General features: G+C 63.5%; 16 protein-coding genes. 7 read left to right on the top strand and 9 right to left on the bottom strand.

Going from position 1 to position 14,052, the window contains the following annotated elements:
* Nucleotide 1: 1 nt before the first annotated feature.
* A complete protein-coding gene (locus tag QMA10_RS02860) occupies nucleotides 2-304 on the bottom strand; it encodes an urease subunit gamma (protein WP_290165967.1) in 303 nt (100 codons plus the stop codon).
* 105 nt (nucleotides 305-409) lie between these two features.
* Complete coding sequence (locus tag QMA10_RS02855; protein ID WP_356833487.1) at nucleotides 410-934, bottom strand: hypothetical protein; 525 nt, start codon at nucleotides 932-934, stop codon at nucleotides 410-412.
* Nucleotides 935-1,175: 241 nt separating this feature from the next.
* Here QMA10_RS02855 and QMA10_RS02850 point away from each other — a divergent pair, with 241 nt between their 5' ends.
* Nucleotides 1,176-2,072: a phosphodiesterase gene (locus QMA10_RS02850; RefSeq protein ID WP_290165965.1), complete on the top strand. Its 897-nt coding sequence runs from the start codon at nucleotides 1,176-1,178 to the stop codon at nucleotides 2,070-2,072.
* Between the two features lie 15 nt (nucleotides 2,073-2,087).
* Here QMA10_RS02850 and QMA10_RS02845 read toward each other — a convergent pair whose 3' ends face one another.
* Nucleotides 2,088-2,525, bottom strand: coding sequence for a pyridoxamine 5'-phosphate oxidase family protein (locus QMA10_RS02845; protein ID WP_290165963.1), 438 nt, complete (start codon nucleotides 2,523-2,525; stop codon nucleotides 2,088-2,090).
* Nucleotides 2,526-2,685: 160 nt separating this feature from the next.
* On the opposite strand from QMA10_RS02845, the gene QMA10_RS02840 reads away from it, so the two are divergent.
* Nucleotides 2,686-4,359, top strand: a complete 1,674-nt coding sequence (locus QMA10_RS02840) for a catalase (RefSeq protein WP_290165961.1) — start codon at nucleotides 2,686-2,688, stop codon at nucleotides 4,357-4,359.
* Nucleotides 4,360-4,435: 76 nt separating this feature from the next.
* Here QMA10_RS02840 and QMA10_RS02835 read toward each other — a convergent pair whose 3' ends face one another.
* Nucleotides 4,436-5,941 carry a stealth family protein gene (locus tag QMA10_RS02835; RefSeq protein ID WP_290166121.1) on the bottom strand — a complete coding sequence of 502 codons (1,506 nt, stop codon included), beginning with the start codon at nucleotides 5,939-5,941 and terminating at the stop codon, nucleotides 4,436-4,438.
* 297 nt (nucleotides 5,942-6,238) lie between these two features.
* Between QMA10_RS02835 and QMA10_RS02830 the strand changes: the two genes are divergently transcribed.
* The 3 genes from QMA10_RS02830 to QMA10_RS02820 all read left to right on the top strand — a co-directional run bounded on the left by QMA10_RS02830 (nucleotide 6,239) and on the right by QMA10_RS02820 (nucleotide 8,615).
* Entirely contained in the window at nucleotides 6,239-6,886 is a 648-nt protein-coding gene (locus QMA10_RS02830; RefSeq protein WP_290165958.1) for a hypothetical protein, read from the top strand.
* 66 nt (nucleotides 6,887-6,952) lie between these two features.
* Nucleotides 6,953-7,714 carry a DUF6318 family protein gene (locus QMA10_RS02825; protein WP_356833482.1) on the top strand — a complete coding sequence of 254 codons (762 nt, stop codon included), beginning with the start codon at nucleotides 6,953-6,955 and terminating at the stop codon, nucleotides 7,712-7,714.
* 136 nt (nucleotides 7,715-7,850) lie between these two features.
* Nucleotides 7,851-8,615, top strand: a complete 765-nt coding sequence (locus QMA10_RS02820) for a hypothetical protein (protein ID WP_290165956.1) — start codon at nucleotides 7,851-7,853, stop codon at nucleotides 8,613-8,615.
* Between the two features lie 128 nt (nucleotides 8,616-8,743).
* On the opposite strand, the gene QMA10_RS02815 is transcribed toward QMA10_RS02820, so the two are convergent.
* From QMA10_RS02815 to QMA10_RS02805, 3 genes are all read right to left on the bottom strand, one after another.
* Nucleotides 8,744-9,538, bottom strand: a complete 795-nt coding sequence (locus QMA10_RS02815) for an MSMEG_6728 family protein (protein ID WP_290165954.1) — start codon at nucleotides 9,536-9,538, stop codon at nucleotides 8,744-8,746.
* A gap of 12 nt (nucleotides 9,539-9,550) precedes the next feature.
* A complete protein-coding gene (locus QMA10_RS02810) occupies nucleotides 9,551-10,102 on the bottom strand; it encodes a GNAT family N-acetyltransferase (RefSeq protein ID WP_290165952.1) in 552 nt (183 codons plus the stop codon).
* A gap of 189 nt (nucleotides 10,103-10,291) precedes the next feature.
* Nucleotides 10,292-10,927, bottom strand: a complete 636-nt coding sequence (locus QMA10_RS02805; protein ID WP_290165950.1) for a DUF1684 domain-containing protein — start codon at nucleotides 10,925-10,927, stop codon at nucleotides 10,292-10,294.
* Nucleotides 10,928-10,949: 22 nt separating this feature from the next.
* Here QMA10_RS02805 and QMA10_RS02800 point away from each other — a divergent pair, with 22 nt between their 5' ends.
* Entirely contained in the window at nucleotides 10,950-11,702 is a 753-nt protein-coding gene (locus QMA10_RS02800; protein ID WP_290165947.1) for a sulfite exporter TauE/SafE family protein, read from the top strand.
* A 101-nt stretch (nucleotides 11,703-11,803) separates the two neighbouring features.
* Entirely contained in the window at nucleotides 11,804-13,090 is a 1,287-nt protein-coding gene (locus QMA10_RS02795; protein ID WP_290165945.1) for a DUF6350 family protein, read from the top strand.
* Here the strand turns inward: QMA10_RS02795 and QMA10_RS02790 are convergent.
* Together QMA10_RS02790 and QMA10_RS02785 are read right to left on the bottom strand one after the other, a co-directional pair.
* Nucleotides 13,048-13,629: a signal peptidase I gene (locus QMA10_RS02790; protein ID WP_290165943.1), complete on the bottom strand. Its 582-nt coding sequence runs from the start codon at nucleotides 13,627-13,629 to the stop codon at nucleotides 13,048-13,050. The genes QMA10_RS02795 and QMA10_RS02790 overlap by 43 nt on opposite strands.
* Nucleotides 13,590-14,027 (bottom strand): hypothetical protein, encoded by a 438-nt coding sequence (locus QMA10_RS02785; RefSeq protein WP_290165941.1) that lies wholly within the window; start codon nucleotides 14,025-14,027, stop codon nucleotides 13,590-13,592. The genes QMA10_RS02790 and QMA10_RS02785 overlap by 40 nt, the downstream gene beginning before the upstream one ends.
* Nucleotides 14,028-14,052: the final 25 nt, after the last annotated feature.

The raw sequence follows: 14,052 nt of genomic DNA, 5'->3' as shown, positions 1-14,052 counted from the left end.
CTCATGAAATCGGGTCCGTGATGGTGACCAGCTTGCGGCCGTCGGGAAAGGTGGCTTCGATCTGCAGGTCCGGAATCATTTCCGGGACACCCTCCATGACGTCCCGGCGGGTGAGGACGCTGCGGCCCTCGCTCATGAGATCCGCAACCAGTCCGCCCTCACGGGCCCGCTCAATGACCCAGCAGGAGATCAGTGCCACGGCTTCGGGATGGTTGAGCAGGACGCCGCGCGACCGCCGGTCTCGTGCCACCATGCCGGCGACGCTCAGCAGGAGCTTGTCCTTATCCGAGTGTGTGAGAAACATATGACGAGTGTTCCACCGCCATGTTTCGGCTGTGTTGCGTGTTACGTAATACCTGCAGGCAGTGCCCGGCCCGCTGCGAACCGGTAAGGGCCGGGCACTGGCGGTCTACTTGGATTTCTTGCTGTCCTTGTCATCCTTGTGGTGCTTGATGTCCTTGGCAGCTTTCACGGCCGCGGCTGCCGCCCCGGCCTTCACCGGTGCGGGAACCTTGACTTCTTTGACCTTGGTCCGGTTCTTGCGGTCCAGCAGCAGTGCAGCGGCAATCCCCGCCATCCAGAAATCCTTGGCCAGGGGTGTGCCCTGGGCTGTGGGCCGGATTCCGTCGTCTTCCGTGAGTCCCGGAGTCTTCAGGTACATGGTCACCATGCCGCCGGAGAAGGCTCCGAGCACCAGACCTGCCAACCGGCTGGGAACGAACGGTGTCAGCAGGGTCAGGCCCACCGTGATCTCCGCTGCGCTGAGCAGTTTGCCAAACCTGACAGCGTCAAGATCCATGACCTGGGGAAACGCGTTGGCCGCCATCTGCTGCAGCCCGGCTGCGCTTTCCTCGTCCAGGCCGCGTTTGCCCAGGCCGGAGTTCAGGATGTACGCGCCCGTGGTTAGACGCAACGGAATGTGGCTGATTCTCATGAGGGGTCCTCCCGTGAAGTCGCTGACACCCACGAGCCTACGGGCGGCGGCTGAAGTGCGCCAGAGCAGGTAATTCAACTCGCACCCGGCCGCCGGCGGGTCCTCCGCATCTCCGGGTCCCGTCAGCTACCTGTACTACTCAAGTGGTGAACACGCCGCCTGAGGTTCACCCTCAACTGGAAACTCTGGTTTGATGGAAAAGAAGAACCGAAGCACCTGTTGTCGACACAAGAAGGTCCTCATGGATTTCCTCCCGGCCGAACACCCCCGGCCGCGACATTTCATTCTTCATCTGAGCGACACCCACCTGGTGGCCGGTCCCGATCCTCTCTACGGAGCAGTGGACAGCCGCGCCAAGCTGGAGGAGCTCTTTGCCAAGCTCGAAGCTTCCGGACAGCGGCCTGAGGCCATTGTGTTCACCGGGGACCTGGCGGACAAAGGCGAGCCCCAGGCCTACAAAAAGCTCCGGGACATCGTGGCGCCCGTTGCGGAGCGCATGGGAGCGCGGCTGATCTGGGCCATGGGCAACCATGACAACCGCGAGCACCTCAAGTCCGCGCTGCTGGACGAAGCGCCGGACATGGCTCCGGTGGACCGCGTCTACATGGTCAACGGGCTGAGGATCATCACCCTGGATTCCACCGTTCCCGGTTACCACCACGGCGAGCTGAGCGGAGCCCAGCTGGACTGGCTGCGGAAGACCCTGGAGACACCGGCACCGGACGGCACCATTTTGGCCCTGCACCACCCGCCGGTCCCCAGCGTCCAGGACCTGACTGTCCTGGTGGAACTGCGCCATCAGCGCGATCTCGCGGCAGTGCTGGAAGGAACCGATGTCCGGTCCATTATCGCCGGCCACCTGCACTACTCAACGTTTGCCACGTTCGCGGGTATTCCCGTCTCGGTGGCGTCCGCAACCTGTTACACCCAGGACCTGACCACGCCCGGAACGCGGGGCCAGGACGCCGGCCAGGCGTACAACATGGTGCATGTCTATGAGGACTCGGTAGTGCACTCAGTGGTGCCGCTGGATGAGGACCGCACCGTGGGCGAGCGCGTGGACGAGGCCGAAACCCGCCGCCGGCTGGCAGCTGCCGGCATCCGGATCATGGACGCCCAGCAGCTGACTTCCGCCTGATACCGCCCGCCGGAGTTACATCTCCTCGGGGTACCGTTCCGGTTCCGGGCCCAGGTTGAAGAACCGGCCCGTGATGGTTTCGGGCTGAATTTCCACGTACCGGTACTTCAGGGTCCGCACCCATGGCTGCAGCGGCAACTCGTCCGCGTCGTCGATCTCGCTCTGCGTGTCCAGCGTGCGCGTGGTGCCCTGGACCACCACGGACCAGGCCTGGTCGCTGAGGATTCCGTCGGCCTCGAACGCCACGTGGTCATTCACGGTCAGCTCTGCCAGCTTGGTGCCGGGGCTGGTACGGAACAGAATGACGCCGTCGTGCGCGTAATAGTTCAACGGATAGATGCTGGGCCGGTTGGCCACGCTCACTGCCAGGCGTCCGTGGAAGGTTTTCTCCAGATACTTCCAGCACTGCTCGGGACTCAGTTCGACAATGGGGGGCCGTTCTTCGGTAGTCATGGCCCCAGTCTGCCAAGGGGAGGCCCGTGCCGCCACTGCACGGCCTTCGAACCGAGCTTGACGCGTGAAGCGACACACAATAAGAGTGGAGGTGGGAAACATTTACCCTGGTCATGAAGGATCTGACCTCGAACCACAAACTCCACACAGAGAGAACGTGATGACAGACGCAGCGAACTCCACTCCCGCCGGCAGCGAAGGCAGCGACGCCGTGCAGCAGCATTTGACCACCCGCCAGGGGCATCCGGTTTACGACAACCAGAACACCCGCACCGTGGGTGCCCGCGGTCCTGCCACGCTGGAGAACTACCAGCTTCTGGAAAAGATCAGCCATTTCGACCGTGAGCGGATCCCGGAGCGCGTGGTTCATGCCCGGGGTTTTGTGGCCTACGGCGAGTTCGAGGCCTCCGGCAAGTGGGGTGACGAGCCCATTGCCAAGTACACCCGCGCCAAGCTCTTCTCCGAGCCCGGCAAGAAGACCGACGTCGCCATCCGGTTCTCCTCGGTGATCGGCGGCCGTGACTCGTCCGAAGCCGCCCGTGATCCCCGCGGTTTCGCCATCAAGTTCTACACCGAAGACGGCAACTGGGACCTGGTCGGCAACAACCTGGGCGTGTTCTTCATCCGCGACGCCATCAAGTTCCCGGACGTCATTCACTCCCTCAAGCCGGACCCCGTCACCTTCCGGCAGGAACCGGCCCGGATTTTCGACTTCATGTCGCAGACCCCCGAGTCCATGCACATGCTGGTGAACCTCTTCAGCCCGCGCGGCATCCCCGCGGACTACCGCCACATGCAGGGCTTTGGCGTGAACACCTACCGCTGGGTCAACGCCCAGGGCGAGTCCAAGCTGGTCAAGTACCACTGGCAGCCGAAGCAGGGCGTGAAGTCCCTGACCGAGGAAGACGCCGCGAACATCCAGGCCAACGACCTCGGCCACGCGTCCAAGGACCTGTACGAGGCCATCGAGCGCGGAGACTACCCGCAGTGGGACCTGTACGTGCAGCTGATGGATGACCACGATCATCCGGAACTGGACTTTGACCCGCTGGATGACACCAAGACCTGGCCGGAGCAGGACTTTGAGCCCAAGTACGTGGGCACCATGACTCTGAACCGCAATGTTACGGACCACCACAACGAGAACGAGCAGATCGCCTTCGGCACCGGTGTGCTGGTGGACGGGCTGGAGTTCTCCGATGACAAGATGCTCGTGGGACGTACGTTCAGCTACTCGGACACGCAGCGCTACCGGGTGGGACCGAACTATCTGCAGCTTCCGGTGAACTCCGCGAAGAACGCCCGGGTTGCCACCAACCAGCGCGGCGGCCAGATGTCCTTCGGCACCGACCTTGCGCCGGGCCAGAACCCGCACGTGAATTATGAGCCGAACATCACCGGCGGGCTCCAGGAGGCACCCAAGACTGCGCCGTCCGAGCTCGGCCCGGAGCTTGAAGGCCGCCTGACCCGTGCCCGCCTGCCCCGCACCAACGACTACATGCAGGCAGGCCAGCGCTACCAGCTGATGGAGCAGTGGGAGAAGGATGACCTGGTGGCCAACTTCGTGGCCAACATCGGCGAAGCCATCCGCCCGGTGCAGGAACGCATGCTCTGGCACTTCTACATGTGCGATGACGAGCTGGGCGCCCGCGTCGGCGAGGGCCTGGGCATCAGCCTGGAGGAGATCAAGGATCTCGGTCCGTTGGCCACCCAGACCCTCAACGAGGAAGAAACCAACCGGATGAAGAACCTGGGCCACAACGGCCCGCGCAACGTGGAGGGCCTCACCATGACCCACTGCGTGCCGAATGAGCACGTAGTCGTCTCCCGCTAACCGCGCTGCTCAGCCCTTAACTGAATAACGACGGCGGAACCCACCTCAGGCGGGTTCCGCCGTCGTCGTTCCGGCCCTATTTCTCCCAGGGTGCCTTGATCGGGAAGAACTTCTCAAGGAAGTCGGTGACGCGCTCCGCGCGCTCCTGGGCGGGAACCTCAGGGAAGCTGCCGTCATTGAGGCAGAACAGGTCCATATTCCGCTTCGCCAGCAGCTTGTCCATGGCCTTCAGCCCGGCGTAGGAGGTGGTGTCCACATACTTCACCTTCGCCGTTTCCTGGGTGACGGCACGTCCGGTGAGCAGCGCGTAATAGTGGTAGAGCGAATTGGTGACGGAAATGTTGTCCTTCGCCCGGAACGTGCTTGCAGCGGTGGCCGCGAACTCGTTCGGGAACTCAGCCTCCATCTCCAGGAGCACGCTTTTGCGCAGGGGAGCCGCAGTGTGTTCCAGATGCCGGGTGGTGATCCGGCCAAACCGCTCCCACAGCAGGCGCCGGTTGACCCGGGCTGCGTTTTCGAAACCGCTGCGCTCGGGATCATTGGCACCGAGGCCAATGCGGGTACTGGCTTCGATGAACTTGGTGATGCCGCCGGGGGAGAAGAACAGGTCGGGTCCCACCGGCCTGCCGAAGAACATGTCGTCGTTGGAGTACAGGAAATGCTCGGCCAGGCCGGGGATGTGCTGGAGCTGGGATTCCACTGCCTGCGAGTTGTGGGTCGGCAGGACGGAGGGATCCTTGAAGTGCTCCTCGGCGCGGACAAAGGTCACCGAGGGATGGTCGGCCAGCCAGTCCGGGCGGTCCGAGTCCGTGGCAATGAAAATCCGGCGGATCCACGGGGCGAACATGTAGACCGAGCGCAGGGCGTACTTGAGTTCGTTGATCTGGCGGAAGCGTGCCTCGTGGTCATCGCCTTCGCCCACCACGGCGTCCTTCATCCGGGCGGCGCGGGCAGCCTGGTATTCCGCCGAGCTGCCGTCCACCCAGGAGAACACCAAGTCCACGTCGAAGTCGATGTCCGTGGCGTGGTCCGCGAACATGTTCTCGATGGTCGGCCAGGTCAGACCGTGCTTTTCCACGGTTCCGCGGACCACTTCGTTGGCCGGCAGGGTGCGGCGGGTCAGCGAATTCTCCACGGGGAGGGTGATTTCCGGGCCGGTGAGGTCCCAGAGTTCCAGCTGCACGCCGGCTGAGGGACCGAACGTGAGGTTGGTGCCGCTGACGGCCCGGGGACGGTAGACCCGGATGATCCGGGACTTGTCCGAAGGCGAGAGGTCGCCGTCGGCGATGAGCAGGGTGCGGGACTTTTTGGTGTCGACACTGCGTGAATAGAAGGGTTCTTCCCGGCAGGCTTCCACCATGGCGCGGCGGAGCTGCTCGCGGTGGGCCAAATCGACGGCGATCACGGGGCGCTGGTCATTTCCGCGCACCAGCAGGTAAGTGATGCCGGCGTCCTCCAGCACTTTGCGGACAAACAACAAGTCTTGGACCATGGCCTGGTTGGGGGTCAGCCCGGTGTCCATCAGGGTCAGGCGGCCCTTGACCTTGGCGACGTCGGGCCGGTGTTCCACCCGCTGGACCACGGCGAGGGACGCGGTCTGGAGGTCTTCACTTTCATGCTCGGGTTCGGGGGTGCCGAAATACACATCGTGTTCTGCTGCTATGTCTGTAATCGGAACCTCCAATAAGTTTCGAATGCGGGGTCGGAGGCCGCGTCACATGCGGGCGCGGCTCGTGCGGCTCTGCACATGTGGGTACTGCTGGCTTGCGGGGTGCGGACCGGATCTACCGGGCGCGTTCCGGATAGGCCGGATGCTCTGGGCGAGGGTGCCGCAGCTGAGTAGCATTGAGGGCTAGCGCGGACGTCTCAGGGAGCTGATGTGAGATACCGTAACACCACGCTGGCGGCGACAACGCTGCTTGTGCTCAGTATGTCATCCTGTGCCTCTTCTCCGGACACCGGGGCGCCCTCGGATGCCGGAGGCGACTGGCCGTCTTACACCACACGGGACGGGGCGCTCGCCTTTGAGCACCACCCCAACTGGACCGTGGAGGAGATTGAGCCGCTGGCCAATGACCCCGCCGGCGGTGTTTCGGTTCAGGTGAACGACGCCGGGGGAGACCTGATTGCCCAGCTGGACACCGGGATTATCACCGGTTTGGTGTGTGCGGACCCGGACGAAGCCGCGCAGTACACGGAGTACGACTCCGTACCGATGCCCGAGCTGGATTCGGCCCAGGGCACTGATCAGCGGTTTGTGTACCGGTCGGTGGCGTTTTCCACCCCGGAGCGGGGCGAGCCCCTGGCCACCTATGCGGTGATCAGCGAACTCGGTGACCGCGGCGAGTGCGGGCTCTTTGATTTCTTTACCTTGACGGAATCCAGCGGCGGCCGTTTTGCCGGGCGGTTTTCGGGCGAGGACGCCGCGCCCGGCCAGTCCTATTTGGACGGAGCGGCCGCTTACGGGGACAGTGCTGAATTCCGTGATGTGAAGCGGATGCTGGTGTCGCTGCGGGATATGGACTGATCCTCGTCCGGCAGGGCTGGAATAGACGGTTTCCGCTTTTCTCTGGCGTGCTGTGGATAACTCCGTATGCTGTGGCGCAGCCACGTACTGTTGGCGTCACGTCCAGTCCCGCACCATTTATGCCCTGGGGGTATTTCGATGTTCCGTACTCGCACCCGTTCTGTCCCGGTTTCTGTCCGTCTGGGTGCTGCCGGGGTGGCAGCTGTCATGGTGTTGGGAGGCTGTTCCGGTTCCGGGGAGCCTGAGGCTGAAGCTGCGGAGACTAGTGCATCCAGCGCTTCGCCGAGCGGGAGTGCCAGCCCCAGTGCGTCCGCGACGCCAACGCCAACTGCGACGCCGACGCCTACGACGGCTGCTTATAAGCCGGCGACCGCCGAGGGGCCTGCGGAGAATGTGCCGCTGCCTGTGATGCCGGAGCTTGCGAAGGAAAAGTCGAAGGAAGGCCTGGAGGCTTTCGCGGAGTACTGGTACTCACTAATCAACTATGGGTACGAGACAGGTGACCCTGGGCCACTTCGTGCTTTAAGCGCCGATACGTGCTTTGCGTGCGAGAGTTATTACAAGGTTCTCGCTAATGGCTACTCAGAAAATGAGTGGATGATGGGGGCGAAATTGCACCTTCAAGACCTCAGTTCCAACTATGTTGAAACAGCTGAAGGAGCGTTCCAAGCAACGATATTGATCCTTCAAGATGACCTGCAATACTACGGTCCAGCAGGGCACTTAGGGACGGATCCAGGAACTAGCTCACCAGCTGTACAACTAATGGAGGCAATGTTCACCGCGGAGGGCTGGTATGTGGTGACTCTTGAGACTCTAGAGATGTGAGAAACGAATGCCGCGGCGAGGATGGACCGTAAGCTTAATAGTTTTCTTATTACTTATGATTGATGGCGTCTCGATGTCGAAGGCGAATGCCACAGACGGTGAGGGTGCTTGGGCTCCTGGGGGAGTTAAAGGAATCGTGCGTGAAAAGGACCCAGAGACAGGGAATATGGTCCCAATAAATGTGGGAACGCCCGATAGTCTGTTCGGGTTTTATTATCGCCCTGTCTGCTTCGATGAGAACGATGGCGACATCGATTGTTTGGCAGGTCAACCAGTGGAATGCGATGCGGCACCCAATGGGCAATACGTGTGGTGGCATAGCGGGCTGAAGGCAACTCCTCGTGAGACCTGGCCTAGGTATGGAGACACTCCAACTTGCATCTACACGTCAGATCCTGACGAAGTCGCTGCGGAGCTGGTTGGATTGGTTCTCGAGGAGTTCCAGACCGCACCCATTGATCCTGGAACGTTCGCGCTGCAGCCTAGTCCCTATTCTTTGGTCAATATGCCGACCAACTTATATGCCGAGGCAAGGGAACAAACATTCGACATGACGCTGCTAGGGCAGAGCGTGCGCATTCAAGTGACGCCTACAGAGTACGAGTGGAATTATGGAGACGGAACCATATATGGCCCCGCAGCTTGGCCCGGGAATGCGCTTCCTGAGGAGCTCGTCGGCGAAGTAACCGAGACGAGTCACGTATACCAGGAGCCAGGCGATTACTTTGTCTCAGTTGCAATTTACTTTTCTGGAAAGTACTCGATAAATGGTGGGCCGATGATACCCATTGATGGGCGCGCCTTGACCTTCCCCCCGGTGCAAACGATCAGCGTCTGGAAGTCTGAGTCACGCAATGTGGCAGATGACTGTTTTCAAAACCCAAGCGGTTTCGGTTGTTAACGGTGGCAGTGACAGACGAATGAATTAACCCTCCTGTGAGTCCACGGTGCTCATGGCAGATGGACTGCCCAGGATTTCGTTTGGTCTAAGGCCGCCGGTTCCGAAGTTCCTTCTCCGGGGAACACAGGCTAGAGGACTGCAGGCCGCGCGACCCTAAACAGTGTTTGGGGATCCTGCAGCAGCGCGGGGTAAGCAAAAGCCGCACGGGGAATGGTCCCGGCAATCGAGACGGTCCGTTTCGCTGTGTCGTTGGTCAGTGACGCCGGGCCGACAGTTCCAACCTTTAGGACGGCACGGTCGGCGCCGAGGAGAACGACGTCGTCGCCGTCCTCCATGTCCTCCAGGAAGCGCACCAGCTGGCGGCCCCGTTTTCCTGTGACCGGTGTGCCTTTTGCGTTCAGCATGGGCAACTCGATCGCCGGATTGCCGTTATCTTTATCCGCCGCCGGCCGGGCAACCCACAGCGTGTCGCCGGTAGGTTCCGCGGGCAGTTCAGGATGCTCGGGCTCCGGCCAGACGTAGGGCAGCCCTGCACGGGTGTCGGGGAAGAGCGGGGCGTAAAAGTCGGGCGATTTAGTAATCAGGTTGGAGCGGTGGCTCTCGTGCAGGGCAGCATCCCCAAACCAGGGCGGAAGCACGACGTCGTCATCCGCGGCTTCCGGGGCGAACTCCAGCAGCTGCGGGTAGACAGTGTCGGCGTGCCCGCGCGAGGTCCATTCGTTGGTCATCGCCAGCCCGTAGGCGGTCAGCGCCGGGACGTAGCCCATCCACATCCGCATAGCCGGGTGACTCTGCCAGCCGTAGTCCGGAATCACGAGGGCGCGCAGGACCTGCAGAGTTTCCACGCGTTGCTTGCCCAACCGGGCCTGGTCCAGGACAGCGGCGCTGCGGCTGAAGCTGTCATAGGGGAGAAACGTCTGCACGGGTTTAGTGTGTCATCCGTTGTCAGGGGAGAGGGACAGGGCAAGGATGAAGTCGCGGAACACATGCCCGCCTACCGTAAAGTTCCGTCGGCCAATCTCGCTGAATCCAGACTTTCGGTAAAACGCCTGGGCACGCAGGTTGAGATCATTCACGCCCAGCCACAGTGTCCGGTATCCGGATGCGGCGGCGGTGTCTACGGCTGCCTGCATCAGCGCGGCAGCTGCTCCGGCGCCGTGGGCGGCAGGGTGGACGTAGCACTTGGACAGCTCGGCCGCCGGAGCCGGCAGCTGCTGGAGGGCATCGGAAACCTCCGCGTCACTGGCTGCGGCGAACACCAGCAGCGCGTAACCAATCAGGCTGCCGTCCTGTCTGGCGGCCAGGATCTGTTTCGAGTCGTCGGCCAGGTACTGCCCAAAAGCGGTTTCGGACAGGTGCTTGGCAACGAAAGCTGCACTGTCGGCGGCGGACACCTGCGGCGGACAGGCGAGGGGAAAGGTCAATGCAGCAAGAGCCGCCAGCTCCGGGGCGTCGGCGGGAGATGCTGGGGTAATGGAAACGGTCACGGATCCAGCTTAGGCACGAGAAAGCGCAATCCTTTGTGCAGATCTCAGGCCTTGCGAAAATCCTTCGTGCACGTCAGGGGCTCAATAAGGGGTTTTCGGGGCGTTTGGGCCCGGGAGGTGCACGAAGGATTCGGGGGCGGGGTGTTTGGGCCCGGGAGGTGCACGAAGGATGAAGAAAGCAGGCCGCAGTCAGTACTCGGCGTACATTTCCCCCACGGCCAAGGGAACGTCCGTCCGGTTGTCCGGCCCGGGCAGCGGGCAGGCCCAGGCCTCGTCATAGGCGCAGGACGGGTTGTACAAAAAGTTGAAGTCCAGAACCAGGCTGCCCGGAGCCGCCCCCTGCCCGAGGTCCGCACCCTTGATGGTGTCCAGCAGGTACCGGCCGCCGCCGTAGCTTCCGCCGTCGGTGCCGGACAGCGCATCACGCACAGGCAGGAAAATGCCCCCGCCGTAGGACGCCAGCCGCCACACCGCCAGCCGGCCCACGCCGTCGGCCGCCGCGGTGCCCAGGCGGACAAACGGAACCACGCCGTCGGTTCCGGTGGGCACGTCCATCCGCTCGCCGGCGCCCTCCTCATCGATCAGCGCATCGCAGCGCAGTTCAGGGTTGTAGGCAGCCACCTCCAGGCCGCGGAAGCGTTCCCGGGCGTGCGGTTTCAGCGGCGATGCGGGATGTTCGGCGAAGAGCCGGTCCCGCTCCGCGCGCCACAGATCGTGGGCGTACGACGGCGACACCTCCCGGGCAGTGAGGCGCACCTGGGCGTAGAGGCCGAAGACGCGCTGGCGCCAATCCGCTGTCTGAAGGACCGTGACGGGGGAGATCATCTGTTCAGCGTAGTGTGTTCGAGTGACTACCGGACTGCTCATCGTTGTACTTGTGGCAATCTTCATCGGGGCCATCGCGCAGCGGATCGCCGGCCTCGGGTTTGCCCTGCTCATTTCTCCGTTCCTCGTGATCCTGCTGGGGTCCCACGGGGGCGTGCTGATGGTGAATGTCTGCGGCCTGGTGTCCTCGGCGCTGATCATGACGCGGGTGCGGAAGGATATTGACTGGGACATGTACCGCTGGCTCGCCATCCCGGCGGTCTGCGGCAGCATCCCGGCTTCGGTCGCCGCCGTGTTCCTGCCGTCGGCCCCCATGGCCGTGGTGGTGGGTGCCGTGGTGCTGGTGGCCCTCACCGTGTCGCTGGTCATGCAGCGCACCTCGGTGACCGTGACGGGCAACGCGCCGAAGGTGGTTGCGGGTTTCCTCTCCGGAGTGACCAACGCGGTGGCCGGGGTGGGCGGACCGTCGGTCAGCGCCTATGCCCTGATGGCACGCTGGCCCCAGCGGTCCTTCGCCGCCACCCTGCAACCGTTCTTTGTCACCATTGCCGTTGTTACTCTGACGGCCAAACTGTCCCTGGACCCCGGACAAATGCCGCCGTTCCAGCCGTGGGCATGGGCGCTCATTGCCCTGATGATCATTGGCGGCATTTACGCCGGGGAGAAGCTGCAGCGTTTCATCCGCGACGAGCAGGCCCGGGCCGCCGTTGTTGTCATAGCATTCTTCGGTGCCGCGGCTGCGCTGGCGAAGGGCATCTTCGACCTCGCCGCCTGACCAGCCCGCAGGCTGGAAACACCGGTCCGCGCCAGCCGCCGTGTCCGACTCACGGCGCCTCCTGATCCGTCCGCCGCGCAGCGGATGGGACGATAGAAGTGATGAAACTCTTTACCCGCCCCAAAACTCCGGGTGTCCTACCGATGCCCCTGTGGCTGCAGGGAGTGGTCGAATTCGGCCAGGCTGCAGTCCTTTCCGCCCTGCTCGTTTTCCTGCCACTCATCGGCGTCTGGTTCGCCGACGGCTTCACCGACCGGGACTTTGCGTCGCTGGCCCGGCTGGGCGGGCAGGGCTGGCTCCTGATCCACGGTGTCCCGCTGACCCTGACCTTCCCCGCCGGAACGCTGGCCAGCGGAGCCACATCCGGACTGCTGTCCCTGTTTCCGCTGGGTCTGACGCTCATCCCGTTTTTCCTGTCCTGGCGTGCCGGGCGCAGGCTGGCCAAGGCCTCCTACGCGGACCAGCTGTGGCAGGCACTGCTGGGGGCGCTGGGAACCTACGCCATTATCGGGGCTGCCGCCGCCTATTTCTCCGGGAATGAAGACGTGTCTATTTCCGTGACCGCAGGCGCGTTGATTCCGCTGATCTCGGCGGGCCTGGGACTCTTCATTGGTGCCCGGCGCGAGGCCGGATCCTGGGTGCGGCTGATCGGCGTGGACCTCACGGACTGGATTTCCCGCACCAGCCAGCACTCCCGCTGGGCCGGATCCTACGTGTGGGCAGTGGTCAGGGCCGGGGTGGTGGGCATTACCGCGGCACTGGGTTTCTCAGCGCTGCTGGTTACCGCGGCCCTGGCCATGAGCTGGGCCGAGATTGTGGCGGTTTACCAGCATCTGGATGCCGGAATCATCGGCGGCGTGGTGCTGACCGTCGTCGAGCTGGGGATGATGCCCAACTTCATGGGCTGGGCGCTGGGCTGGACATCTGGGGCAGGTTTTTCCCTCGGGACGGGCAGCCTGATCAGTCCGCTGGAGACCACTGTGGGTCCGCTGCCCGCGGTTCCTGTGTTTGCTGCGCTGCCTGCCGGCGGCGCCGAGTACGCTGTTGCCGCCCTGGCGCTGCCGGTGGCCGCCGGGTTCCTGGCCGGCTGGTGGTTCCTGCGGGAAGGCGAGAATCATTTTGACGAGTGGCTGTCCCTGAAGATCCGTGCCCGCTGGTTTACGGCGCCGGTCTCCACCCTGCTGCTTGGAGCTTTTGTGGGCCTGGTGGCCGGAATCCTGGCTGCGGCCGTGGTCCTGATCTCGGGCGGATCAGCGGGCATAGGCCGGTTCGTGGACGTGGGTGCTGATCCGCTGTGGACGGGACTGTGGATTGCGGCCGAAGTGGCCGTGGGCGTTGTGGCGGGCTACGCCGTCGGGCCCTGGCTGGAGCGCGAGGAACGCCGCTGACGGAGGTGCTGGAAGAACAGCAGTGCGGCATATCCGAACAGGGCAGTGCCCAGTAGCGGGCGGATCCAGCCCAGCTCCGCGCGCTGCGCCAGCAGGTCCGGATAGCCCAGATACGGGATCGTCGCTGCCACTCGGCCCTGCAGCGCAGAGGCGGGAACGGCAGGATCGGGCAGCGGGTTGGCATCGCCCCGGAGTACCAGCTGCTGCGACCCGTCCGGGCCTGAGGAGAAACCGGCTAGCCGGTGAGTGACCGGAAGCGATCCGGGTGCGCTGCCAGCCGGCTGAAACGTGAGGACATCGCCCACCTGGACGTCCTCCGGGTCCACCGATCGGACCAGCACCACATCCCCCGGGCTCAGGCCCGGTTCCATGGAGGATGTTAGGACGGTGAGCGGACGCAGGCCGACAAGTGCCGGTCCGGCCACCAGTGCCGCCAGCGTGACGAGGATGCAGGCTGCGGCCAGCTTCCGAATCAGCGGAAAAGGCCCGAGGCGCTTTTTCAGCGCGGCAGCAACCCGGTGGTGAACTGGTCCCGGCACTCGTCCTGAGCCGAAATGGTCAGCGCGTTGGCCAGGCAGCTTTCAAGTTTCTCCGTGCTGTCCCACGTGGCAACTGCCAGTCCCAGGCCCAGCGTCATCACCACGGAGGCAACCAGGCCCAGAGTAGTCACGAACATCTGTGCGGGTCCGCTGTTGAAGCGCACCACCTTCACCAGCGTCACAATGCCGACGGCGATCGCGGCAACTCCCAGTGCCAGCGGCACCAGCTTCCACGGCAGGGCAAGCCCCGAGGTGAGCAGCACGGCGGCAACCAAAGCCACGAAAATCCGCAGATATCCGCGGATGCTTCGCTTTTGCTCGTCGGTGGCAGCGGTCTTTTCGGGCGCCTGCTGCAACGGCGGGGGAGTCTGATCGGGGGCACGGCCGTCGTTGTTCATGGTTTAACCCTAGGCGACGGTGAAG

Origin of the sequence: Arthrobacter sp. APC 3897, assembly GCF_030407495.1 — a bacterium.
GTDB lineage: Bacteria > Actinomycetota > Actinomycetes > Actinomycetales > Micrococcaceae > Arthrobacter_B.
The sequence above is the reverse complement of the archived record's forward strand: the minus strand, read 5'-3'. Positions and strand labels throughout refer to the sequence as shown.